Origin of the sequence: Sporosarcina sp. FSL K6-3508 (assembly GCF_038615825.1) — a bacterium.
In the GTDB taxonomy this organism is placed as follows: Bacteria; Bacillota; Bacilli; order Bacillales_A; family Planococcaceae; genus Sporosarcina; species Sporosarcina newyorkensis.
In genome coordinates, this window is sequence record NZ_CP152016.1 from 1,227,074 (window position 1) to 1,249,677 (window position 22,604).

Annotated in this window: 27 protein-coding genes; all 27 read left to right on the plus strand. The window is 42.3% G+C overall.

Annotated elements, in window-relative coordinates; translation table 11 throughout:
* Window positions 1-285 precede the first annotated feature (285 nt).
* Window positions 286-675, plus strand: a complete 390-nt coding sequence (gene flgB, locus MKX97_RS05675) for a flagellar basal body rod protein FlgB (RefSeq protein ID WP_078817754.1) — start codon at window positions 286-288, stop codon at window positions 673-675.
* Window positions 676-677: 2 nt separating this feature from the next.
* Window positions 678-1,139, plus strand: a complete 462-nt coding sequence (flgC, locus tag MKX97_RS05680; protein ID WP_009765515.1) for a flagellar basal body rod protein FlgC — start codon at window positions 678-680, stop codon at window positions 1,137-1,139.
* Window positions 1,140-1,173: 34 nt separating this feature from the next.
* Window positions 1,174-1,482 (plus strand): flagellar hook-basal body complex protein FliE, encoded by a 309-nt coding sequence (fliE, locus tag MKX97_RS05685; protein WP_078817753.1) that lies wholly within the window; start codon window positions 1,174-1,176, stop codon window positions 1,480-1,482.
* A gap of 62 nt (window positions 1,483-1,544) precedes the next feature.
* A complete protein-coding gene (gene fliF / locus MKX97_RS05690) occupies window positions 1,545-3,137 on the plus strand; it encodes a flagellar basal-body MS-ring/collar protein FliF (protein WP_342537158.1) in 1,593 nt (530 codons plus the stop codon).
* Between the two features lie 14 nt (window positions 3,138-3,151).
* The gene (gene fliG / locus MKX97_RS05695; protein ID WP_078817751.1) at window positions 3,152-4,165 is read left to right on the plus strand and encodes a flagellar motor switch protein FliG; all 1,014 of its coding nucleotides are present in this window, start codon (window positions 3,152-3,154) and stop codon (window positions 4,163-4,165) included.
* Window positions 4,158-4,934: a flagellar assembly protein FliH gene (gene fliH, locus MKX97_RS05700; RefSeq protein ID WP_050804633.1), complete on the plus strand. Its 777-nt coding sequence runs from the start codon at window positions 4,158-4,160 to the stop codon at window positions 4,932-4,934. Before fliG ends, fliH begins: the two co-directional genes overlap by 8 nt.
* A 2-nt stretch (window positions 4,935-4,936) precedes the next feature.
* Window positions 4,937-6,271, plus strand: a complete 1,335-nt coding sequence (gene fliI / locus MKX97_RS05705; protein WP_009765510.1) for a flagellar protein export ATPase FliI — start codon at window positions 4,937-4,939, stop codon at window positions 6,269-6,271.
* Entirely contained in the window at window positions 6,268-6,720 is a 453-nt protein-coding gene (fliJ, locus tag MKX97_RS05710) for a flagellar export protein FliJ (protein WP_009765509.1), read from the plus strand. The genes fliI and fliJ overlap by 4 nt, the downstream gene beginning before the upstream one ends.
* A 1-nt stretch (window position 6,721) precedes the next feature.
* Window positions 6,722-7,330, plus strand: a complete 609-nt coding sequence (locus MKX97_RS05715; RefSeq protein WP_342537159.1) for a hypothetical protein — start codon at window positions 6,722-6,724, stop codon at window positions 7,328-7,330.
* 28 nt (window positions 7,331-7,358) lie between these two features.
* The gene (locus MKX97_RS05720) at window positions 7,359-8,660 is read left to right on the plus strand and encodes a flagellar hook-length control protein FliK (protein ID WP_050804632.1); all 1,302 of its coding nucleotides are present in this window, start codon (window positions 7,359-7,361) and stop codon (window positions 8,658-8,660) included.
* A 3-nt stretch (window positions 8,661-8,663) separates the two neighbouring features.
* On the plus strand, window positions 8,664-9,347 hold the full coding sequence (gene flgD / locus MKX97_RS05725) for a flagellar hook assembly protein FlgD (RefSeq protein WP_009765506.1): 684 nt from the start codon (window positions 8,664-8,666) through the stop codon (window positions 9,345-9,347).
* 20 nt (window positions 9,348-9,367) lie between these two features.
* Entirely contained in the window at window positions 9,368-9,745 is a 378-nt protein-coding gene (locus MKX97_RS05730; protein WP_009765505.1) for a TIGR02530 family flagellar biosynthesis protein, read from the plus strand.
* Between the two features lie 84 nt (window positions 9,746-9,829).
* On the plus strand, window positions 9,830-10,627 hold the full coding sequence (gene flgG / locus MKX97_RS05735; RefSeq protein WP_040758248.1) for a flagellar basal body rod protein FlgG: 798 nt from the start codon (window positions 9,830-9,832) through the stop codon (window positions 10,625-10,627).
* A gap of 56 nt (window positions 10,628-10,683) precedes the next feature.
* The gene (locus MKX97_RS05740; RefSeq protein WP_009497399.1) at window positions 10,684-10,905 is read left to right on the plus strand and encodes a flagellar FlbD family protein; all 222 of its coding nucleotides are present in this window, start codon (window positions 10,684-10,686) and stop codon (window positions 10,903-10,905) included.
* Window positions 10,895-11,326, plus strand: a complete 432-nt coding sequence (fliL, locus tag MKX97_RS05745) for a flagellar basal body-associated protein FliL (protein WP_009497390.1) — start codon at window positions 10,895-10,897, stop codon at window positions 11,324-11,326. Before MKX97_RS05740 ends, fliL begins: the two co-directional genes overlap by 11 nt.
* A gap of 48 nt (window positions 11,327-11,374) precedes the next feature.
* Window positions 11,375-12,376 (plus strand): flagellar motor switch protein FliM, encoded by a 1,002-nt coding sequence (fliM, locus tag MKX97_RS05750; RefSeq protein ID WP_078817746.1) that lies wholly within the window; start codon window positions 11,375-11,377, stop codon window positions 12,374-12,376.
* On the plus strand, window positions 12,369-13,547 hold the full coding sequence (gene fliY / locus MKX97_RS05755) for a flagellar motor switch phosphatase FliY (protein WP_342537485.1): 1,179 nt from the start codon (window positions 12,369-12,371) through the stop codon (window positions 13,545-13,547). The genes fliM and fliY overlap by 8 nt, the downstream gene beginning before the upstream one ends.
* 22 nt (window positions 13,548-13,569) lie before the next feature.
* On the plus strand, window positions 13,570-13,932 hold the full coding sequence (locus MKX97_RS05760) for a response regulator (protein WP_078817745.1): 363 nt from the start codon (window positions 13,570-13,572) through the stop codon (window positions 13,930-13,932).
* A gap of 8 nt (window positions 13,933-13,940) precedes the next feature.
* Window positions 13,941-14,624 (plus strand): flagellar biosynthetic protein FliO, encoded by a 684-nt coding sequence (locus MKX97_RS05765; RefSeq protein ID WP_342537160.1) that lies wholly within the window; start codon window positions 13,941-13,943, stop codon window positions 14,622-14,624.
* Window positions 14,617-15,282: a flagellar type III secretion system pore protein FliP gene (fliP, locus tag MKX97_RS05770; protein ID WP_221836078.1), complete on the plus strand. Its 666-nt coding sequence runs from the start codon at window positions 14,617-14,619 to the stop codon at window positions 15,280-15,282. The genes MKX97_RS05765 and fliP overlap by 8 nt, the downstream gene beginning before the upstream one ends.
* Window positions 15,283-15,294: 12 nt before the next feature.
* Window positions 15,295-15,564 carry a flagellar biosynthesis protein FliQ gene (gene fliQ, locus MKX97_RS05775; RefSeq protein WP_009497384.1) on the plus strand — a complete coding sequence of 90 codons (270 nt, stop codon included), beginning with the start codon at window positions 15,295-15,297 and terminating at the stop codon, window positions 15,562-15,564.
* Window positions 15,565-15,568: 4 nt separating this feature from the next.
* Window positions 15,569-16,345 (plus strand): flagellar biosynthetic protein FliR, encoded by a 777-nt coding sequence (gene fliR, locus MKX97_RS05780; RefSeq protein ID WP_342537161.1) that lies wholly within the window; start codon window positions 15,569-15,571, stop codon window positions 16,343-16,345.
* Entirely contained in the window at window positions 16,338-17,429 is a 1,092-nt protein-coding gene (gene flhB / locus MKX97_RS05785) for a flagellar biosynthesis protein FlhB (protein ID WP_009497382.1), read from the plus strand. Before fliR ends, flhB begins: the two co-directional genes overlap by 8 nt.
* Before the next feature lie 24 nt (window positions 17,430-17,453).
* On the plus strand, window positions 17,454-19,484 hold the full coding sequence (gene flhA / locus MKX97_RS05790) for a flagellar biosynthesis protein FlhA (RefSeq protein ID WP_342537162.1): 2,031 nt from the start codon (window positions 17,454-17,456) through the stop codon (window positions 19,482-19,484).
* Window positions 19,484-20,599: a flagellar biosynthesis protein FlhF gene (gene flhF / locus MKX97_RS05795; protein WP_342537163.1), complete on the plus strand. Its 1,116-nt coding sequence runs from the start codon at window positions 19,484-19,486 to the stop codon at window positions 20,597-20,599. The genes flhA and flhF overlap by 1 nt, the downstream gene beginning before the upstream one ends.
* Window positions 20,592-21,458 (plus strand): MinD/ParA family protein, encoded by an 867-nt coding sequence (locus MKX97_RS05800; protein WP_078817740.1) that lies wholly within the window; start codon window positions 20,592-20,594, stop codon window positions 21,456-21,458. Before flhF ends, MKX97_RS05800 begins: the two co-directional genes overlap by 8 nt.
* A complete protein-coding gene (locus tag MKX97_RS05805) occupies window positions 21,451-22,590 on the plus strand; it encodes a chemotaxis response regulator protein-glutamate methylesterase (RefSeq protein ID WP_342537164.1) in 1,140 nt (379 codons plus the stop codon). Before MKX97_RS05800 ends, MKX97_RS05805 begins: the two co-directional genes overlap by 8 nt.
* Window positions 22,591-22,604 lie beyond the last annotated feature (14 nt).

The window sequence follows — 22,604 nt, forward strand, 5'->3', positions numbered from 1 at the left end:
CTATAAGCGAACTAGTGTTTATAAAATTATGTATATGGGTAAGAGGAATAGAAGTAATGAATATTCAGTGACAAAGTTGTGTGTAATTGGAAAAAATTCAATTAAGAGCCATGAATTTTTTTGAAATATATTGGACAATATTCAGCAGAATCCGTTACAATAGACTAGTAGATTATTAGAAAATATCCTTTATATATATAGAAAATGGTAAGTAGTACACTTTTTGCGAAAAATGCTGTCGGATTAAGGTGAAATGGTACTACATGAAGAAAGGAAATAGAGCCTATGAATATTTACGGAGGCACCATTGCAATGCTTGAAAAAGGCCTGGATTATTCATCTGCCAAAAGCAAAGCTATCTCGCAGAATATTGCAAATGTCGACACGCCTAATTACAAGGCAAAATCTGTCAATTTTAAAGAAGTGTTTTCTAATGAAATTAGCAAGGGCATAGAAGCCTACAAAACGGATGTAAGACATATGGACTTCACTCGTTCTGCGGGAAGCAAAACATTTGATGTATCGAATCTCCGTTACCGACAAGATCACAACGGGGTGGATATGGACAAAGAACAGGCGGATTTAGCGGCGAATCAAATCTATAACTCAGCGTTAATTGAACGTTTAAGTGGGAAGTTCAACACATTACAAAGCGTTATTAAAGGAGGTCGCTGACTGTGAGTATATTCCACAGTTTGAATACATCTTCCTCAGCCCTCACTGCGCAACGCCTTAGGATGGATGTCATTTCGTCCAATATGGCAAATGTCGACTCCACACGTGCAAAACAAGTGAATGGTGAGTGGGAGCCGTACCGTCGAAAAACAGTGACTTTGCAACCGAAAGAAGGACAATTTGCTTCTTTCCTGCAAGCGGCAAAAGGGGTTCACTCCCACGGCGGCGCAGGCAATGGCGTAGCAGTAACACGAGTGAAAGAAGACCGTGAAACGCCTTTTAAGTTGGTTTTTGATCCATCACATCCTGATGCAAATGAAGAAGGCTATGTACAAATGCCGAATGTTGATCCGTTGCGTGAAATGATCGATTTGATGTCTGCGACGAGATCCTATGAAGCCAACGTAACCGTACTGAATGCAAATAAATCGATGCTAATGAAAGCGTTAGAGATCGGAAAATAAACAGCACAAGCTTTTAGAAAAGGAGTGAATATGGATGCCGATTCAATCAATCACTGGGGCTACATCCGCCATGTCTGTACAACAGCCTGAACTAAAGACACAGAAAACCCCTTTCGAGGCTCAGCAAAGTTTCTCCACTATGTTGAATGACGCAATTCAACAAGTAGATCAAGCGCAGCAAGCTTCTGATACAATGACGGTCAAGTTGATTAAAGGAGAAGATGTCGATTTGCACAACGTCATGATCACTGCTCAAAAAGCAAGCGTCGCACTGAATGCGACTGTCGAAATACGCAATAAAGTGGTAGAAGCCTACCAAGAAATTATTAGAATGCCTGTCTAACAGATAGTGAAACACTAGGCAGACTTAAAAATTTGCCTAGCTAGGCTGACCGGGGGATTAAAATGAAAGAAAGATTTACAAAGCTCAGAGCAGACCTCAAGGCGTTCTGGGAAAGCCGCTCGAAAAGTAAAAAAATCACATATATTGCTACAGCAGCCAGTGTTATTGCATTGGCCATTTTTTTAACGGTGTATTTGTCTAGGACCACCTATGTAACCCTCTATTCGGAAGTATCGCCGTCTGAGATAGGCCGTATCAAGGAAGTGTTAGATGGTCAGGGTGTCTCGTATCAAGTGGAGCCCGGCGGTACAGCTATATCAGTACCGGAAAAGCAGTTGGACAATCTGCGAGTTTCGTTAGCAGCGGAAGGATTTCCGGATTCCGGGCTGATCGATTACTCTTTTTTCTCAGAAAATGCGGGATTCGGTACGACAGACAATGAATTCAACATGATCAAACTTGCAGCGATGCAGACGGAACTAGCGAATTTAATAAAGGGTATAGAAGGTATCAAGGATGCAAAAGTCATGCTTACTTTACCGACAGAGGGTATTTTCGTAAATGACAGCACGCAAGAGGCCAGTGCTGCAATCATGCTGAAAACGAACCCTGGTCAAACTTTCTCAGAGCAACAGATCACCTCACTCTATAACTTGGTTTCTAAAAGCTTACCGAACTTATCTACTGACAATATTCTTATACAGAACCAGTATTTTGAGTACTTTGATCTAAATGACTCAGGAAATTCTTACGGACAGAGTGTAACTGATCAAATGGGCGTGAAAAAGACAATTGAACGAGATCTACAGAGACAAGTGCAAACGATGCTTGGCACAATGATGGGGCAAGACAAAGTGGTTGTTTCTGTTACAACAGATATCGATTTTAAAGTAGAAAAGCGTGAAGAAAACCTTGTAACACCTGTCGATGAAGAAAACATGGAAGGTATTGCGTTAAGTGTTCAACGGATTACAGAATCGTTTTCTGGAACGAATCCAGCTGTAGGCGGTACACCTGAAGCGGAAGATCCGACCGACAATCGAACTACCTATGTTGAAGGCGACATGGGGAACGGCGATTATGAGCGTTTAGAAGAGACGATCAATAATGAAGTGAACCGAATCAAAAAGGATATCGTGGAGAGTCCTTATAAAATCCGGGACATCGGCATACAAGTAATGATTGAGCCGCCGACAGCGGACGATCCTACTTCACTTTCCACTGAAGTGGAGCAAGATATTGAACGGATTCTAGAAACAATTGTACGTACTTCTTTAGATAAAGAAGCAGCTGGAGAATTGACGGATGAAATGCTGGCTGAAAAAATTGCATTGTCTGTTCAACCTCTTAAAGGTAAAAATATGGCGTTTGAAGAAACGAAGACAGCTATTCCTTGGTGGGTTTACGTAATTGGCGGTGTCTTGTTGCTAGCAATTATCGTCCTTGTTGTTCTGTTCTTGCGTAAGCGACGCAGAGATGCGGAAGAGGAAGAAGAACTGGCATTGGCGGAAGAAATGGAAGCAATCCAAGTGGATGATATTAACTTGGAACAAGAGACGGAAGCTACTGCACGTAGAAAACAGCTCGAAAAAATGGCGAAAGATAAACCAGAAGAATTTGCGAAGTTATTAAGAACGTGGATTGCTGAGGAGTAACGGAGGGGTAAAAATTGGTAAAGAAAGACAAAGGTATGTCAGGCAAACAAAAAGCTGCCCTATTGCTTATCTCTCTCGGACCTGAAGTCTCAGCGGCGGTTTATAAGCACTTAAATGAAGAAGAGATTGAGAGATTGACATTGGAAATATCAGGTGTCAAAAAAGTAGATTCCGCTGTAAAAGAGGAAATCATAGAAGAATTTCATAATATTGCCCTTGCGCAAGATTATATTTCGCAGGGCGGGATTGGATATGCGAAGACGGTACTTGAAAAAGCGCTCGGTAAAGATCATGCACAGGCAATCATTAACCGTCTGACCTCGTCGCTTCAAGTACGACCGTTTGATTTTGCTAGACGGGCAGAGCCTTCGCAAATCTTGAACTTCATTCAAAACGAACACCCGCAGACGATTGCGCTCATCCTGTCTTATCTAGAAGCGGAGCAAGCAGGATTGATCTTATCTTCATTGCCACAAGAAATGCAGGCGGATATAGCTAAACGTATTGCAACTATGGAGTCAACTTCCCCAGAAGTGATCAGTGAAATCGAAGCGGTGCTTGAACGTAAACTGTCATCTACTGTCACACAAGATTTCACGGAAACAGGCGGTGTCGATGCAGTAGTAGAAGTATTGAACGGTGTCGACCGGGCAACCGAGAAAACAATCCTCGATGCACTGGAGATTCAAGATCCGGAGTTGGCAGAAGAGATACGCAAAAGAATGTTTGTCTTCGAAGATATCATTACATTGGATAACCGCTCCATTCAGCGGGTTGTTCGTGAGTGTGAGAATGAAGACCTCATTTTATCTATGAAAGTATCAAGCGAAGAAGTAAAAGATATTCTATTCAAAAACATGTCACAACGGATGGCGGAATCCTTCCAGGAAGAAATGGAAGTTATGGGTCCGGTCAGACTGCGGGACGTGGAAGAGGCACAATCAAGAATAGTAGGTATTGTTCGCAGACTAGAGGATGCAGGCGAAATCATTATTGCACGCGGCGGAGGAGATGACATCATTGTCTAATCTATTTCGTTCAGAACGTACGGTAGTAAAACAAAATCAAGTGAAAGAAATCTCGATTCGCAGTTTGCAAAATGAACCGGTGCCTCAAGTTTCTTCTGAGGCACCGGTAAACAATGCAGCGATGTTCGCTGAGCGTAATCAGATGCTTCAAGAAATTCAGCAACGCAGCGATATTGCGAATGCTGATATTCAAAAGCGAATGGAAAGTGCAGCAGTAGATATCGAGTCGATGCGCTCTGCCTGGTCAAATGAAAAAGAGCAATTGCAGCAGCAGGCATATGACGAAGGGTTTCAGGCTGGCTTCGAAGATGGGCGCAATAAAGTGATATCAGATATGCAGGAAATGATCCAAGCCGCAAATGAAACAACGACATTGTCCTATCAGAACGCTACGCAATATTTGATTAACCAAGAACGAGTCATTTTGGATATTGCGCTTCGTTCAGCTGAACAAATTATCAACCAAACGATTGAAGAGGATGAAGAAACATATCTTTCAATTGTCCGGAAGGGTATAAAAGAAGCACAAGAAATGAAAGAAATTAAACTATTTGTTCCCACAGAACACTTTAAAATGGTGACCGATAATCGAGCAGAATTATCCTCCATCTTTCCGCCTGAAACGCCATTCTTGATTTTTGTCAATGAAGACTTTGACGCCACGGATTGCTTTATAGAAACCAATCACGGCCGCATAGTAGTAAGCGTCGATGAACAATTGAACGAACTGAAAGAACAGCTTGTTGAAATTATGGAAAGTGGTGCGTAATTTTGAGAAAAGCCGAAGATCTTATCCGAATTATTCCAAATATCAACACGATGAAAAAGTATGGCCGAGTTATTCGAGTAGTCGGGTTGATGATTGAATCGCAAGGGCCTGAATCTTCTATTGGTGATGTATGTCACATCCATTTAAATGTACCAGATACAGGGCGTTCGATTATTAAAGCGGAAGTAGTGGGATTCCGTGAAGAAGTCGTCATGCTCATGCCATATACGGACATCAGTAATATTTCAAGCGGCTGCCTAGTTGAAACGCTCGGTAAACCTCTTGAAGTAAAGGTTGGAATGAACTTGATAGGACAAGTTCTCGATTCCATGGGTAATCCGATTGATCACAGTGCATTGCCAAAAGGTTTAGCAACTGTGCGGACAGAAAACAGCCCCCCGAATGTCCTTACGCGTCCGACAATTAATGATAAACTTGCAGTCGGAGTTAAAGCTATTGATGGCATGCTGACAGTAGGAAACGGCCAGCGGGTCGGAATCTTCGCAGGGTCAGGTGTCGGGAAAAGTACATTGCTCGGAATGATTGCTCGCAATACTGAAGCGGATATAAACGTTATTGCACTAATCGGAGAACGTGGCCGGGAAGTGCGAGAGTTTATTGACCGTGACTTGGGACCTGAAGGGTTGAAGCGTACGATCGTTGTGGCGGCCACATCGGACCAACCTGCGCTCATGCGGATCAAAGGTGCTTTTACAGCTACTGCGATCGCGGAGTATTTCAGGGATAAAGGTATGAATGTGATGCTGATGATGGATTCGGTTACGCGGGTAGCAATGGCGCAGCGAGAAATTGGACTGGCTGTTGGTGAACCACCTGCAACGCGCGGCTATACACCTTCTGTTTTTGCTATTTTACCGAAACTTCTAGAACGTACAGGCACCAATGAACTAGGCGCAATTACTGCTTTCTATACAGTGCTTGTGGACGGTGACGACATGAACGAACCGATTGCAGATGCAGTCCGGGGGATTCTTGACGGCCATATCGTGCTTGACCGAACGCTTGCAAATAAGGGACAGTACCCTGCAATCAACGTCTTGAAAAGTGTCAGCCGTCTAATGAATCATATTGCAGACCCTGAACACGTCAAGGCAGCAGAACGATTGCGTGAACTCTATTACACTTACGATAAATCAGAAGACTTGATCAATATCGGAGCTTATAAAAAAGGGACATCCAAAGAAATAGATGAAGCAATTGAATATGAGCCGATTATCACGAACTTTTTGAAGCAAAGCTATAAAGATAATGTCCAGCTGGAAGATACAGTGAATGAGATAGTAGCTTTAGCTTCTGGAGGAGGCGGCAACATATGACTTCTTACCACTATCGTTTTGAAAAAGTGCTGACATTGCGCGAGCAAGAACGGGATGAAACAGAAATGGCTTATAAAGAGGCCATTCAGCAATTTGAGGAAGTGGCGAGGGAGCTGTATGATCAGCTGAAGAAGAAAGAAGACACGCTTGAAGAACAGCAACAGCGGATGAGCACAGGTTTTTCTATCGATGATTTGCACCACTATTCACGTTTTATTAACACGTTGGATATGAAAATTGATTATATCCAACAGGAAGTGGTGAAATCACGTTCAAAAATGAACTGGTACGAGTCGCAGTTATTAGAAAAGAATATAGAAGTAAAGAAATTCGAAAAAATGAAAGAAAAAGGCAAACAACAATATGATGCAGAAATGGACCATGTGGAGGCAAATCGGATCGACGAACTGTCTACGATGAAATTTCGCTCGAAAGAAGACAGGTGGTAAAGTGGCTAAAGCTAAGAAGACAAAAGAAACGAAATCAGTAGAATTAAAAGAGAAAAAGTCTGCCGGTTTTTTTCAGATTTTATTGGCATGGATTATTATACCCCTTATGTTCACAACAGCTGTCGTATTAATCATCGCCAAAGTTGCTGATATCAATGTGTTCGATCAGGCAAAAGAATGGACATCTAAGATCCCTTTTTTAGAAGAAAAAGCGCCCGATGAAAAAGTCGAAGGTGATTTAATTTTAGAAGAACGCGTCATTTCATTGCAGGCAGAAATTCAAGAAAAAGAAGCACAGTTATTTGAAGTCCAAGATGAACTAACGAAAGTAAAGGATTCAAACGAAACGCTGGAAATAGAAAAAGAGAAATTGAATGAAGAAATCGAAAAATTGAAGCGCGCACAAAGCGAATCCAAAAGAGATTTCAAAGAAATTGTCACCACATATGAGCAAATGTCGGCAAAATCTGCTGCTCCTGTTATTACGAAAATGGGCGATGCGGAAGCTGTGCAGATTTTATCCAACTTAAAACCTGCGACTTTAGCAGCGATACTTGAAAAAATGGCACCGGAAGAAGCTGCGAAATATACTTCCATGCTCACAAAGTAGTATAATCATAGTGGAAGGAGGTGAGAGAGTGAATTTAGGACTATTAATGGGAGTCAGTTCTTCTAGTGTTCCAGCTAGTTCTCAAGTCTCTTCATCTGCAAATGCAAAGGGAGCGGGTTTTGGCAGTGTATTCCAAAGTTTAATGGGAGCATCTCAATCGTCGGATGTACAACAGTCAACCGGGAAAGATGTAGAAACGGCTCAATTGTTGGAAGGTATTTTGCAAGCAGAAACGTTAGAGGAGCTTGCGGGGATTCTTGAACAATTGGAGCAAGATGAACAGACATCCCTAGGTACAGCTTTACAATGGAGTAATGGCATAGAAGCGTCTTTAGCAGACTTGAAAAATATTCAGAAGTTTCCTAGTTTGCAACAATTGGCATCTATTATTAGCGGAAATCCTGATAAACTAATAGAAGAGATGACGAAGGCGTTGGAAGAAGCCGGGTTAGATGAAAAAGCAATCGATCAAATGCAGGCAACAGGTGATATTTGGTTTGTGATCGAGTCATTGCAAAATTTGTCGTCTGATCAATTGAATGAAGCGATGCAGCTGTTGCCTGAAAAAATAACAGTAGATATCGCAGCATTATTCAAAGCGATTGAACTTTCAGCCCCTTCAAAGGACCTGTTCGTTAGACAGGAAGAGTTAATTCATACAATCCAACCTTTACTGGCGCAATTTGCGAGTCATTTAGAAGATAAGGCGATACAGCCTGAAGTGAAACAAGCTATCCAATTACCTACTGCAGTCCAACATATGATCCGATTTGCGGCAGAACAACCTGCTACGGACACAAAACAACAGGAACAGCAAACAAAGAATGAAACACCCGCTGTGCAACCTGCATTGACCCAAACAGAAGGAAGACCTGTATTCCAGATGACGCAGACAGAAAAAGTGCCGGAAAGCCGCAGTGAAGCGTTGATGCGCGAGTTCCAAGCGATATTGAATCGGGCAAATTTCGGACAGACAGGCGGAACGAATCGTCTGATGGTCAAGCTTTATCCAGAACATCTGGGACAAGTGCGTATTGAGTTGCTTGAAATTAATGGCGTGATGACGGCAAGAATCTTAGCATCCACTGCGATGGCACGTGAAATGCTCGACAGTCAAATGCATCAGCTACGTCAAGCGTTCAATCAGCAAAACTTACAGGTAGAGCGTATCGATTTGTCACAAACAATACAAGAACCTTCTAAGAATGATCGGGAACAGGCGTTCAATAAACAAAACGAGCAACAGAAAGAACAGCTTACAGAACAAGATCAAAATCAGGATGAACAAGAACGGACTTTTGAAGAGTTCATGATTGAACTGGAGGTATAGACATTGCCCAACGAAATTAATTCACCAGAAGGATATAAACCGATTACAGATTCAATGTACCTGATCAATAAGCAGCGAGATGAACGAAAGACTGGCCCCGACACGATGGGGAAGGATGCCTTCATGAAAATCCTTATTGCACAGTTGACGAATCAAGATCCAACGAATCCGATGAAAGATAATGAATTCATTGCACAAATGGCCCAGTTTTCGTCACTCGAACAAACGATGAACATGGCAAAAGCATTTGAAAAGTTTGCAGAAGCGCAGAACCAAAGTCAATTAATTCAATACAACAGCTTTATCGGCAAAGACGTTAAATGGCATGAAGTGACAGATAAGAAGGATGAAGACGGCAAGCCGATCATCAATGAAGGAACCGGAAATATTCAATCCATCAAATATGTTAATGGTTCGATTGTGTTTACATTGGAAGATGGAAAAGAATTAACTCCAGGTAATATTTCTGAAGTATTATCATCTGGTGCAGGCGGAGGTTCCGGTAGTCAACCGAACAATCTTGTGCAGGCAAGTATGCTTATTGGCAAGACAGTCGGTTATATGGATGGCGACGAAGAACGTACAGGGAAGGTAGTTTCTGTTACGAATAAAGATGGCAAGTTGCATTATATTTTGGAAGGCGACATTAAGATTGAAGGAAACCAATTCACTTCGATCAGTGAATAAGACAAGAATGGAGCGATGTCATGAATAAGATTGATTTCCATCGCATTCCATCACAGCCACTCATACACCAAGGGAAAAGCCAACAGACAGCCAAGCCTAATCATTCATTTATTGAACATTTGCAGAAAGCGACGCAACCGGAGAAGTTGAAGATCAGCAAACACGCAAACGACCGCCTACAAGAACGAGGCATTCAAATGACTGATGCAGAATGGACACGCATCTCAGAGAAAGTGGACGAGGCGAAGAGGAAGGGAATACGTGAATCACTTGTGTTGACCGACCAGGCTGCACTCATCGTCAGTGCAAAAAATTCAACCGTCATCACAGCGATGGACCGCATGGAAGCAAAAGACCAATTATTTACGAATATCGATGGCACGATACTACTCAGCTAAACTTGGCAGGACCTTACGAGGATGCCAACGCACCGCCGACTGAATGACGCGGTGCACTTTAAAATCGAGAGGGGAAACTACATTATGTTACGGTCAATGTACTCAGGAATATCAGGATTGAAAAACTTTCAGACGAAATTAGACGTGATTGGTAATAATATTGCGAATGTGAATACGTATGGATTTAAGAAGGGGCGTACTGTATTTAAAGACTTGTATTCACAGACTGTGTCTGGTGCTACCGCTCCAGGGGGACCACGTGGTGGTGTGAATCCTAAGCAAGTAGGTTTGGGTTCTCAATTGGCTACCATTGATACAATCCACACTCCTGGATCTACACAGTTTACTGGTAATACACTAGACCTTGCGATAGAAGGAGATGGTTTTTTTGTGGTTGGTGAGGCTGGAGGTGCCAATAGCCTATACACAAGGGCCGGCATTTTTTACATGGATAAAGCAGGAGACTTGGTAGATGGAGATGGTAGATATTTGTTGGATAGTGCGAATGCCAAGATAAATATACCTGAAGGATCTAAATCAATTTCAATCGGGCAAAATGGTGAAGTGAAATATGTGGACTCTGCGGGCGCTCTACAAGGCACTCAGAAAATACAGCTTGCTAAATTCAGTAACCCAGGAGGACTTCAAAAAGTTGGAGGAAACCTCTACCAAGATAGCCCGAATGCCGGTAAACAGACAGGTACTGACCCTCTTCAAGGCGGTCGCGGCTCCATAGTATCCGGCTCCCTAGAAATGTCTAACGTCGACCTATCAGAAGAATTCACAGAAATGATCGTAGCACAACGTGGATTCCAAGCCAACACCCGGATCATCACAACATCAGACGAAATCCTGCAAGAACTCGTAAACTTGAAACGATAAACCTAGCATAGAATAAAAAAGGAGGGTCGGGCCGGCCTTGGCCTGGCCCCTTACATATGATTAAAGTAACGCGGTTGAATCGAACGACATTCACATTAAATGCTTTGTACATAGAGAAGGTCGAGTCGTTTCCAGACACGACGATCACATTGACGACAGGGTCAAAGTATATTGTCCTTGATACGGTTGAGGAAGTGAACAGCCGGATCATTGAATTTTATCAAGCGGTCCAGTTGCTGTCGAATCCGCATATCCGGGGTGAAGAAGATGAAGAATAAATTATTGACGATCTCATTGATTATTTTAGTAAGTATCACACTTATTGGCGTGGTGGCAGTTGTTCTAATTTTGAATTTTAATAAAGGCGATGAAACTGCAGAGAAGGGTCCGAACATCGATGAAATTCTTGAGTCCTCTGTCGATATCGAGGAAATCACGACGAATTTATCAGGTCGCAATTTCATTCGCGTGTCACTCAAGATTCAGACAGACAGCAAGAAAGCGGCAGAAGAGCTGACAAAACGAGACTTCCAAGTGAAAAACCTAGTAATTCAAGAGCTTTCCGAGATGACAGCGAAAGATTTTGAAGGAAAAGCAGGAAAGCAGCAGTTCGAGGATTCTATTAAAGCCCAACTGAATGAATTGATGCAAGATGGTAAAATAGAGAAAGTGTATATTGTCTCTTACATTATTCAATGACGAAAGTTATGATCTGTAAGAGGTGCTTACGCAAGAGGAGGTGGGCTTATGTCGGGAGATGTACTGTCCCAAAATGAAATAGATGCGCTGTTGTCTGCTTTATCGACGGGTGAAATGTCAGCGGAAGAAATGAAAAAAGAAGAAGAAACCCGAAAAGTACGCGTGTATGACTTTAAACGGGCACTGCGTTTCTCGAAGGATCAGATTCGCAGTTTGACACGAATCCATGAAAACTTTGCTAGATTGCTGACGACCTATTTTTCTGCTCAGCTGCGCACATATGTCCAGATCAATGTTGTGTCGGTCGATCAGATTCCATTTGAAGAATTTATCAGTTCGATTCCGAATATGACATTGATCAATATATTCGATGTCTCGCCTCTAGAAGGCAATATTTTGATGGAAGTGAATCCGAATGTTGCGTACTCCATGCTTGAACGCTTAATGGGTGGATTTGGCTCTAGTTCTGGAAAAGTAGATAATATGACGGAGATTGAAACAAAGATTTTAACGAACTTATTTGAACGTTCATTTGATAGTTTACGAGAGGCTTGGTCGGGACTGATTGAAATCGATCCATATCTTGCGGAGATGGAAGTCAATCCGCAGTTTTTGCAAATGATTTCTCCAAATGAAACGGTCGTTGTTATTTCATTTAATATCGTTATAGGCGAATCGAGCGGTATGATTAATATGTGTATTCCGCATATTGCACTTGAACCTATCATTCCAAACTTATCTGTCAGTTATTGGATGCAGACGAATAAAAAAGAGCCAACTCCAGAACAGAGTATACTTCTGGAGAGGCGCATTAAAAAAGCGACATTACCGGTAGTTGCTGATTTAGGAAAAGGAGAAATTTCTATAGAAGATTTCCTTTACCTGCAAATGGGAGATGTCATTTCATTGGATACGAAAATTGAAGATCCGCTCGTCATTCGGGTAGGAGAAACACCGAAATTTACCGCACAGCCAGGGAAATTGAGAAACCGGATGGCTGTTCAAATACTGGATACTTTGAAGACGGGAGGGGATGAGGATGATGAGTGATAACATTCTTTCACAGGAAGAAATTGAAGCGTTATTGCGCGGTGAAACGCTGGAGCCAGCTGAAGAACCAGCATCGGAATCAGCAGACATCCAAATCGGCGATTACTTAACAGATATGGAGCAAGACGCCCTTGGAGAAGTCGGGAACATTTCATTCGGTAGTTCAGCGACTGCTTTGTCCGCGTTACTCGGACAGAAAGTAGACATTACAACACCGAAGATTTCATTGATTAATCGCGATGAGTTGGACAAAGAGTTTGTCCACCCGTATGTCGCCATAAAAGTCGAATACACCGAAGGTTTGAGTGGTGTCAATTTACTTGTTATTAAGCAAAGCGATGCAGCAATTATAGCTGATTTGATGCTCGGCGGGGACGGTACTTCCCCGAATGAAGAGTTGAGCGATATCCATTTAAGTGCTGTACAGGAAGCCATGAATCAAATGATGGGTTCTTCTGCTACATCCATGTCGACCATATTTAATAAAAAGGTGGATATCTCACCGCCTACCATTGATTTGATGAACATTCAGCTAGATCAAGGAACAGAACATATTCCACCGCATAATTTGCTGATCCGTGTGTCATTTAATTTGAAGGTGGGCGAATTGATCGACTCGGATATTATGCAATTATTCCCGCTGGAATTTGGGAAGAAACTTGTCTCATCTCTAATGGGAGAAGAGGAGGCTGCGACGGTTACGGAAGAACCGCCGGCCCCAACACAGCCTGTAGCTCAAGAAGCGCCAGCGCAACAAGAGGTTCAGCAACCTGCACCGCAGCCTGAACCAATGTATCAAGCACCACCGCAGCAACAGGTTCAACAAGCACCAAGACCGACACAGCCGCAAGTACAAGTGCAGCAGGCAGAATTTGCAAGCTTCCAAGCACCTGGCTTAAGTAAAGATGAAGCAAATAATTTAAATATGCTGCTTGATATACCACTTCAAGTAACTGTGGAATTGGGCAGAACAAAGCGTTCTGTACAAGAAATATTGGAAATGTCCAGCGGTTCAATTATCGAACTGGATAAATTGGCTGGGGAACCAGTAGACATCTTAGTCAATAATCGCTTTATTGCAAAAGGCGAAGTAGTGGTCATCGATGAAAACTTCGGAGTCCGCATTACGGATATACTGAGCCAAATGGACCGCTTGAATAACTTACGATAGTAGATATCTGGAGGGAATAGGAATGGGAAAACGAATTTTAGTAGTAGACGATGCGGCATTTATGCGCATGATGATTAAAGATATTTTGACGAAAAACGATTATGAAGTAGTAGGTGAAGCGGCAGATGGTGCACAAGCCGTGGAGAAGTACAACGAATTAAAACCAGATCTCGTGACAATGGATATTACGATGCCAGAAATGGACGGTATTGCGGCGCTTAAAGCGATTAAAGGTACGGATCCTTCTGCAACAATCATTATGTGTTCTGCTATGGGTCAGCAAGCAATGGTAATTGATGCAATCCAAGCGGGAGCAAAAGATTTCATCGTTAAGCCTTTCCAGGCAGACCGTGTTATTGAAGCGATCGACAAAGCGTTGAGCTAAGTCGCCTTATGATAGCAAAAATAGTTACCAAATGGCTTATTGTGTTGCTTGTCTGTCTTGTTTTCATGCCCCAAGCATATGCGGAAACAGATCCTGACGCAAAAATCTCCGATTGCATCGGAAAAGGAAAAGATTGTAGCTCTGATACTCCCTTTTTGGACAATCCAGACAGTAATAAAATTTCCGATCCGGAGACTACAATGGATCCGCCGAAGGGTTTAACTGCTTGGGATTATATCCGAACGTTTCTCGCCTTCATTTTCGTCATAGGTTTACTAGTATGGTTGCTGCGTTTTTTAAATAAACGCAATCGGAACTTCGATCAAACTCGCTTGATGACAAATTTGGGCGGTGTGCCGCTTGGGCAGCATAAATCAATCCAATTAGTAAAAATGGGTAATCATTATTTCGTTGTAGGCGTAGGAGAAGATGTCCAACTTCTTAAGGAAATTGAAGACCCAGATGAAATTGCCGACTTGCTGGCACGCTATGATCAAGAGGGCAGTGAAGTACAAAAAGGGTTAATCTCACAGGTTTATCAAAGATTTTTTGCGAAATCAAAATCTGGGGACCCGGTAGGAGAAGCCTCCGATTTCAGTCAGTTGTTTTCATCCAAAATGGAAGAGATCAAAGCGGATCGCAAGCAGCAGTTGGATCGAATGAAGGGGAAAGGGAGCGACCGGGATGACTGATTTTCTAAATTCATTTTCAAGCAGTGATCCGGCCAATGTCTCCACTTCAATTAAAATGCTTCTGCTGCTGACAGTCCTGTCACTGGCACCCGCTATTTTAATTTTGATGACTTCATTTGCACGGATCATTATTGTGTTGTCTTTTGTTCGTACAGCACTTGCGACTCAGCAGATGCCGCCTAACCAAGTGCTGGTGGGACTTGCGTTATTTTTAACTTTCTTCATTATGGCACCTGTCTTATCGCAAGTGAATGAAGAAGCCTTGACGCCATTATTCGATGAGGAAATTTCATTAGACGAGGCGTACGAACGCGCCAGTGGGCCATTCAAGGAATTCATGAGTCAACATACAAGACAAAAAGACTTGGAATTATTCATGCGTTACAACCAAATGGAACGGCCAGAAACAATCGAAGAGATTCCATTAACGATGATGGTGCCTGCTTTCGCATTGAGTGAAATCAAAACCGCATTTCAAATGGGCTTCATGATTTTTATCCCGTTTCTCGTAATTGATATGATTGTCGCCAGTGTCCTCATGTCGATGGGAATGATGATGCTTCCGCCTGTCATGATCTCATTGCCGTTTAAAATATTGCTGTTTGTTTTAGTGGACGGTTGGTATCTCATTATCCAGTCATTGCTACAAAGCTTTTAGGGAGGGTTTTAGTTGACGAGTGAATTTGTGATTTCCATTGCAGAACGGTCAGTATGGGTTATCCTTCTCGCTGCTGGACCTCTTTTGATCGTAGCGTTATTGACTGGGTTAGCCGTCAGTATTTTTCAGGCAACTACACAGATTCAAGAACAGACATTGGCATTCGTGCCTAAGATCATAGCAGTCATGGTTGCTATTGTATTTTTCGGCCCTTGGATGCTTTCTTACGTTACCAATTACGCGAGTGAAATCTTTTCCAATCTCTCTAGGTATATCGGGTGATTAAATGAATGAACTCATCCCATCACTGCCTGCATTTTTACTTATACTAACGCGTGTCACTTCTTTTTTCGTTACGCTGCCGCTTTTTTCATATCGATCGATTCCAACGACTCAGCGCTTGATCTTTGCTGCGGTTCTCGCTTGGATGATGTCCTATACTGTGGAAATGCCGGTTATGGAAATTGACGGACAATACATATTGCTTGTAATAAAAGAAGCGGTAATTGGCCTGTCGATTGGTATTGCTGCCTTTATTATTATGGCTGCCATTCAAGTGGCGGGCGGGTTCATCGACTTTCAAATGGGTTTTGCCATCGCCAACGTCATCGATCCGCAAACTGGTGCTCAATCTCCTTTGCTCGGTCAGTTTTTCAATTCATTGGCGATGTTGCTGTTACTTGCGATCAACGGCCATCATATGCTGCTGGACGGTATCTTCTACAGTTACGAGTTTGTCCCAGTCAATGAGTTGTGGCCGCCGTTTGGCAGCGAGGGAATGGCGGAATTCATGGTTCTGACATTTGCTAAAGCTTTTGCCATTGCGTTTCAGATGGCGATTCCTGTTGTCGCTACTTTGTTTTTAGTAGATTTGGCTCTTGGAATTACGGCAAGGGCAGTTCCGCAACTGAATATATTTGTTGTCGGATTCCCTATCAAGATCGGTGTCAGTTTTCTCGCAATCGTGACGATGTCGGGTGTGCTGATTACCTTAATGAAAAAACTGTTCGAAGTGATGATCCTGACAATGAGAGATTTGATGGTACTGCTGGGAGGTGGCTAAATTGTTACTAAGGCTGGATTTACAATTTTTCGCCGGCGAGAAAACTGAAAAGGCCACTCCGAAAAAACGGGAAGATTCTCGAAAAAAAGGGCAAGTACTGAAAAGTCAGGACGTCACAAGTTCGATTGTTTTACTCTCTGTGTTCCTGTTCATGTTTTTTGCGGCAGGATTCATGAGAGATAATTTCTTTGTTTTTTTTCGTGAATCTTTTACGCATTTTATACCTATACATACGTTGAACGAAGATCAAGTCATGCTAGTCTATATGGATATCGTCAAACAGATGGCGATTATATTATTGCCTATTATGGTGATTGCTGTAGTTGCAAGTGTTGCAGCCAATCTACTGCAATTTGGCTTGTTATTTACTGGTGAACCATTAAAATTTGATCTAAAAAAGATTGATCCAATTAAAGGATTGAAGCGTATATTTTCAATCCGCGCCATTGTAGAATTATTGAAATCAGTATTAAAAATTTCGTTTATTGGTACGGTTACTACATTAGTTATTTGGATGAACTTCGGACAAGTGCTTGACTTGGCTTTCCGAACCCCTCATATGACACTGCTGACAATCGCTAAATTAGTGGGGATGATGGGAATTATCGCTTCACTCGTTTTGCTTTTTATTTCGATATTGGATTTTTTATATCAGAAATTTGACTATGAAAAAAACCTAAGAATGTCCAAACAGGATATTAAGGATGAACATAAAAATATGGATGGGGATCCGCTCATTAAGTCCCGGATTAAGCAACGTCAGCGAGAAATGGCGATGCGGCGTATGATGCAAGAGATACCAGAAGCGGATGTCGTCATCACGAATCCTACTCACTTTGCCATTGCATTAAAATATGATGATGAGAAAATGGATTCGCCCATTGTTGTGGCGAAAGGTGCAGATTTTATTGCACAAAAAATTAAGATGATCGCCAAAGAGCATGAAATTGTCATGGTTGAAAATCGGCCGCTTGCACGTTCCATGTATGATCAAGTAGAAGTTGGCGATCGCATTCCGGAAGAGTTTTTCAAGGCGGTTGCTGAAATTTTAGCGTACGTTTATCGCATTCAGCGAAAAATATAAGTGAAATAAGAAAGTAGGGATGGCATGCAATTTAAAGATATCGGAGTACTTGCGGCGGTTATTATGATTGTTGCGATGCTCGTCATCCCGTTACCACCTTGGTTATTAAGTTTTTTGATTATCATCAATATCACATTAGGATTATTGGTCCTATTGACTGCAATGAATATGCAGGAAGCGTTACAGTTTTCCATTTTTCCGTCGTTGTTATTGTTATTAACATTGTTCCGACTTGGTCTCAACGTATCTACAACGCGTGCGATTCTTTCTGAAGGTGACGCAGGTGGCGTAGTCGACACGTTCGGTACGTTTGTTACAGGCGGCAATATTGTCGTAGGTCTTGTGGTCTTTGTGATTTTGATTATTATTCAATTTATTGTCATAACGAAAGGTTCTGAACGTGTTTCGGAAGTTGCTGCTCGGTTTACGCTAGACGCGATGCCGGGTAAACAAATGAGTATTGACGCGGATTTGAATGCAGGCATGATTTCAGACACTGAAGCGCGTGCGAGACGTGAAAAAGTTAGTAATGAAGCCGATTTTTATGGTGCGATGGACGGTGCTACGAAATTTGTTAAAGGGGATGCAATTGCTGGGATCATCATCGTTTTAATCAACTTGCTGGTTGGGATGATCATCGGTGTCGTGCAAATGGATTTACCTTTTGCGGAAGCGGCAACTCAATTCTCTCGGTTGACCGTCGGGGACGGGATTGTCTCACAAATTCCGGCTCTCCTCATTTCGACGGCAACAGGTATCGTTGTGACGCGTGCTGCCTCTGAAGGGAATCTAGGAACAGATATTACCAACCAACTTCTAGGACAGCCTAAACTGCTTTATGTAGCAGCAGTAACCGTTCTGTTACTTGGTTTGGCGACACCCATTAATGATATTTTAACGATACCAATTTCTCTTGCGCTAGCGGCAGGTGCCTTTATGATGACTCGTAAATCAGAAGAAGATCCAAACGAGCTGCTGGAGATGGAAGAAGAAGTGGAAACAGAAGGTCTGAAGCGGCCGGAAAACGTAGTGGATTTGCTGAATGTTGATCCAATCGAGTTTGAATTCGGCTACGGTTTAATTCCACTCGTCGATGCTACACAAGGCGGGGATTTGTTGGACCGAGTTGTGATGATCAGAAGACAGTTGGCTATTGAATTAGGGCTGGTTATTCCAGTCGTGCGTATTCGTGACAATATCCAGTTGCAACCAAATGAATATCGAATCAAAATTAAAGGTAATGAAATGGCCAGAGGCGAGTTGTTGCTGGATCATTATTTAGCTATGAGTCCTGGTGGTGAAGATCTGATTGAAGGAATCGATACGGTGGAACCTTCATTTGGTCTTCCTGCGAAATGGATCACAGAAGAAGCGAAAGAAGAAGCTGAGATCATGGGCTATACAGTTGTGGATCCGCCGAGTGTGGTATCTACCCATTTGACCGAAGTGATTCGTGCCAATGCTGCCGACTTGCTTGGACGTCAAGAGACGAAACAACTGGTCGATCATGTGCATGAAACCTATCCTATTTTAGTCGATGAATTGACACCAACACCGTTATCGATTGGAGAAATCCAAAAAGTACTGGCAAAGTTGTTAAGCGAACAAGTATCTGTGCGTAATTTGCCGATTATATTCGAGACGCTTGCTGATTATTCCAAATATACCTCTGACGTAGATGTATTAACTGAATACGTCAGACAATCGCTCGCTAGGCAAATCACCAATCAGTACGTGGTCGGCAGCGAGGCATTAAAAGTATTGACGGTTTCCGGTAAAGTGGAAAAGCTTATTGCAGATAGTATCCAGCAGACAGAACAAGGGAATTTCCTGTCAATCGATCCTACGCAATCTCAAGCTATTTTAGAACGGATTGCTCAGGAAATAGAGCGAGTCGCTTTGCTCGATCAAGCACCGGTAATTCTATGTTCTCCAGCCATTCGGATGTATTTACGTCAAATTACGGAGCGGTATTTCCCGCAAATACCTGTACTGTCTTATAATGAACTCGAAGCGTCTGTGGAAGTCCAAAGCGTAGGAGTGGTGGATATTTAATGAAAATGAAAAAGTATACAGCCCCTACGATGGTAGAGGCGATGAAAAAAGTACGTGGAGATTTTGGGGATGACGCAGTCATCCTCAGCTCAAATGTTGTAAAGACAAAAGGCTTCCTTGGTTTATTTCAAAAACGCTCAGTGGAAGTAGTGGCGGGTTTTGATCAAACAATAGAAAAACACCCAATTGAGCCACCTACACGTCCTGTCGTTCAATCAACAGTTCAGACGAATACGACAGAACAGCTACAAAAAGAAATGCTGGAAATGAAGAACATGATCAAGGGAATGCAACAAAGCGACCGGACATTGGAAAAGTTTCCAGATGAATTGGTGCCACTATTAATGAAGTTGCAATCACAAGGACTTGCACATGAATACATTGTGGAAGCCGGTGATTTGTTATATGAACGAATGAAAAAAGAGAAAAAAGATTTCACCAATAGCGAACAACTTCAAATAATGAAAGAATGGTTTTCCGCCAAACTGAAAGATGTACCGTTCGGCGGAATTTCTTATACCAAAAAATATATCAATGTGTTAGGACCAACCGGCGTCGGGAAAACAACAACGATCGCAAAAATTGCGGCTCGCGCATTACTTGAGGAAAAAAAGAAGATTGCTTTTATCACGACAGATACATATCGTATCGCGGCGATTGAACAATTACGAACGTATGCTAATCTACTGCAAGCGCCTGTAGAAATTGCTTACAATGAAACAGATTTCCGTGCTGCGATTGAAAAGTTGCAAGACCGCGATTTGATATTCATTGATACGGCAGGTCGTAATTATAAGGAAGCAAAGTTTGTAGAAGATTTGCAGAGCCTCGTAGACTTTTCATTGGATATGGAGACATATCTTGTCCTTTCCACTACATCAAAAGAACAAGATATGGATATCATCATTGACCGATTCAAAAAATTCCCGATTGAAAAATTCATTTTTACAAAAACGGATGAAACAAGTTCTGTTGGATCAATGATCAATTTGATGCTGAAGCACAAAATTGGTACGGCATATTATACAGACGGTCAAGAAGTACCTGAGGATATAATAGAGGCAAACGTGGAAAAGTTATTTTCTCTTTTGTTAGCAGGTGATCAAGATGCATGATCAAGCAGAAGCATTGCGGTTGAAAATGTTAAAAGCCCAAGGCAAAGCAGCTCGATCTGTAGCAATTATTAGTGGGAAAGGCGGCGTAGGGAAATCCAACTTTACCGCCAATTTTTCCTATTCACTTGCACAAAAAGGGAAGAAAGTATTGATAATTGACATGGATATTGGCATGGGCAATATTCATATTTTATTTGGTGCCACACCCAATCACAGTTTGAAGGATTATTTGACAGGCTCTAAAGGGTTGTACGATGTTATTACTCCTCTTGAAGACGGATTGGCTTTTATTGCAGGTGGATCAGGTTTAGAAACGGTGATGGAGTGGTCTGAATCCATGTTCGATCGTTTGATTGATGCGTTTTCCATTCTGCAGTCTGACTATGATGTGATTTTATTTGATATGGGTGCAGGCGCTACAAAAAGTTCACTGGATTTAATTTTGGCGGTAGACGAAATCATTTTAATTTCTACTCCTGAACCGACATCGATCACGGATGCCTATTCAATGATGAAGTTCATTTGCCTGCAAGAAGCCGATAAAACTTTTCATATTGTCAGTAATCGGGTATTGAGAGAAGAAGATGGACGTGATTCCGTGGCTCGGTTGCAGCTGGCCATGCGTAAGTTCTTATCTGCGGAGACAAATATTTTAGGATTTTTACCAGACGATATGAATGTACGTAATGCAGTCGTAGCCCAAACCCCCTTTGTGAAGTTGTATCCGAATGCACAAATTACCAAACGGATGAAAGCTATAACTGAGTCATTTCTACTTGGCAATCAATCTAGTAATTCTATTGAGTCTTCAGGATTCCTTGGCAAATTAAAGAACATTTTTCGGAAAGGGCGTGTCTGATGTGCTTACTGGCAAGAAAAAACGAGTACTTGTCGTAGATGATTCAGCTTTTATGCGGAAATTGATATCAGATATGTTGAACCGACATCCGATGATGGAAGTCATTGGGATAGCCAGGAATGGACAACATGCCATAGAGAAAGTGAAGGAACTGACACCGGATGTTGTGACGATGGATATTGAAATGCCTGTGATGAATGGCTTACAGGCACTGAAGGAAATGATGGATCATCATCCAGTACCTGTTGTCATTTTATCGAGTACAACGAAACACAACACCGAAAATGCTGTACTCGCTATTGAGTATGGTGCGGTGGATGTCATTGCCAAACCGGGCGGCGCTATTTCTTTGAATCTTCACGAAATCGAGAGAGAAATAGTAGAAAAAGTTTTTGCAGCCTCTAATGTCCGAATCACATCGTTGACTAGGAAAATAACACCGAAGAAAACTCGCTATACACTACCAGCAGAAAAGAAGGAATCCCCAGTCAGAATGAATAGTGTCACAGAAATGCCTGCTAATTTAGCAAGTTTTTCTAAAAATAAAGCCCAAACTACCAAAACGTTTGTTATAATAGGCACATCGACAGGGGGGCCTCGAGCCTTACAAGAAGTGATTACACGCCTACCTGCGGATTTTCCTGCACCTATTTTAATTGTTCAGCATATGCCGCCGGGATTCACAAAGTCGCTAGCTGAACGCTTAAATGGATTGAGTGAAATCACTGTGAAAGAAGCTGAAAATGGAGAGTTACTATATAACGGAACAGCATATGTCGCTCCAGGCGGGCTGCATTTAAAGTTTGAAAAAACAGTTGCAGGTTATAGAGTCTTGCTGGACGGCAATGAAGCTCCGCGTTCCGGACATCGCCCAGCAGTCAATGTTTTATTGGAATCAGCCGCCAAGCATCCGGAATTAGAGTATGTTACGGCTATTATGACCGGAATGGGTTTTGATGGGAAAGAAGGCATGGAGTTATTACGCTCTTCGTGCAAGACGGTGACGATAGCGGAATCCAGGAATACCTCAGTAGTTTATGGGATGCCAAAAGCCATAATAGATGCAGGATTGAGCGATGAGATAAAAGATGTTCAACAGATCGCAGAGGCAATAATGGGAAATTTGAAGTGACTAGGGGGCTTTAC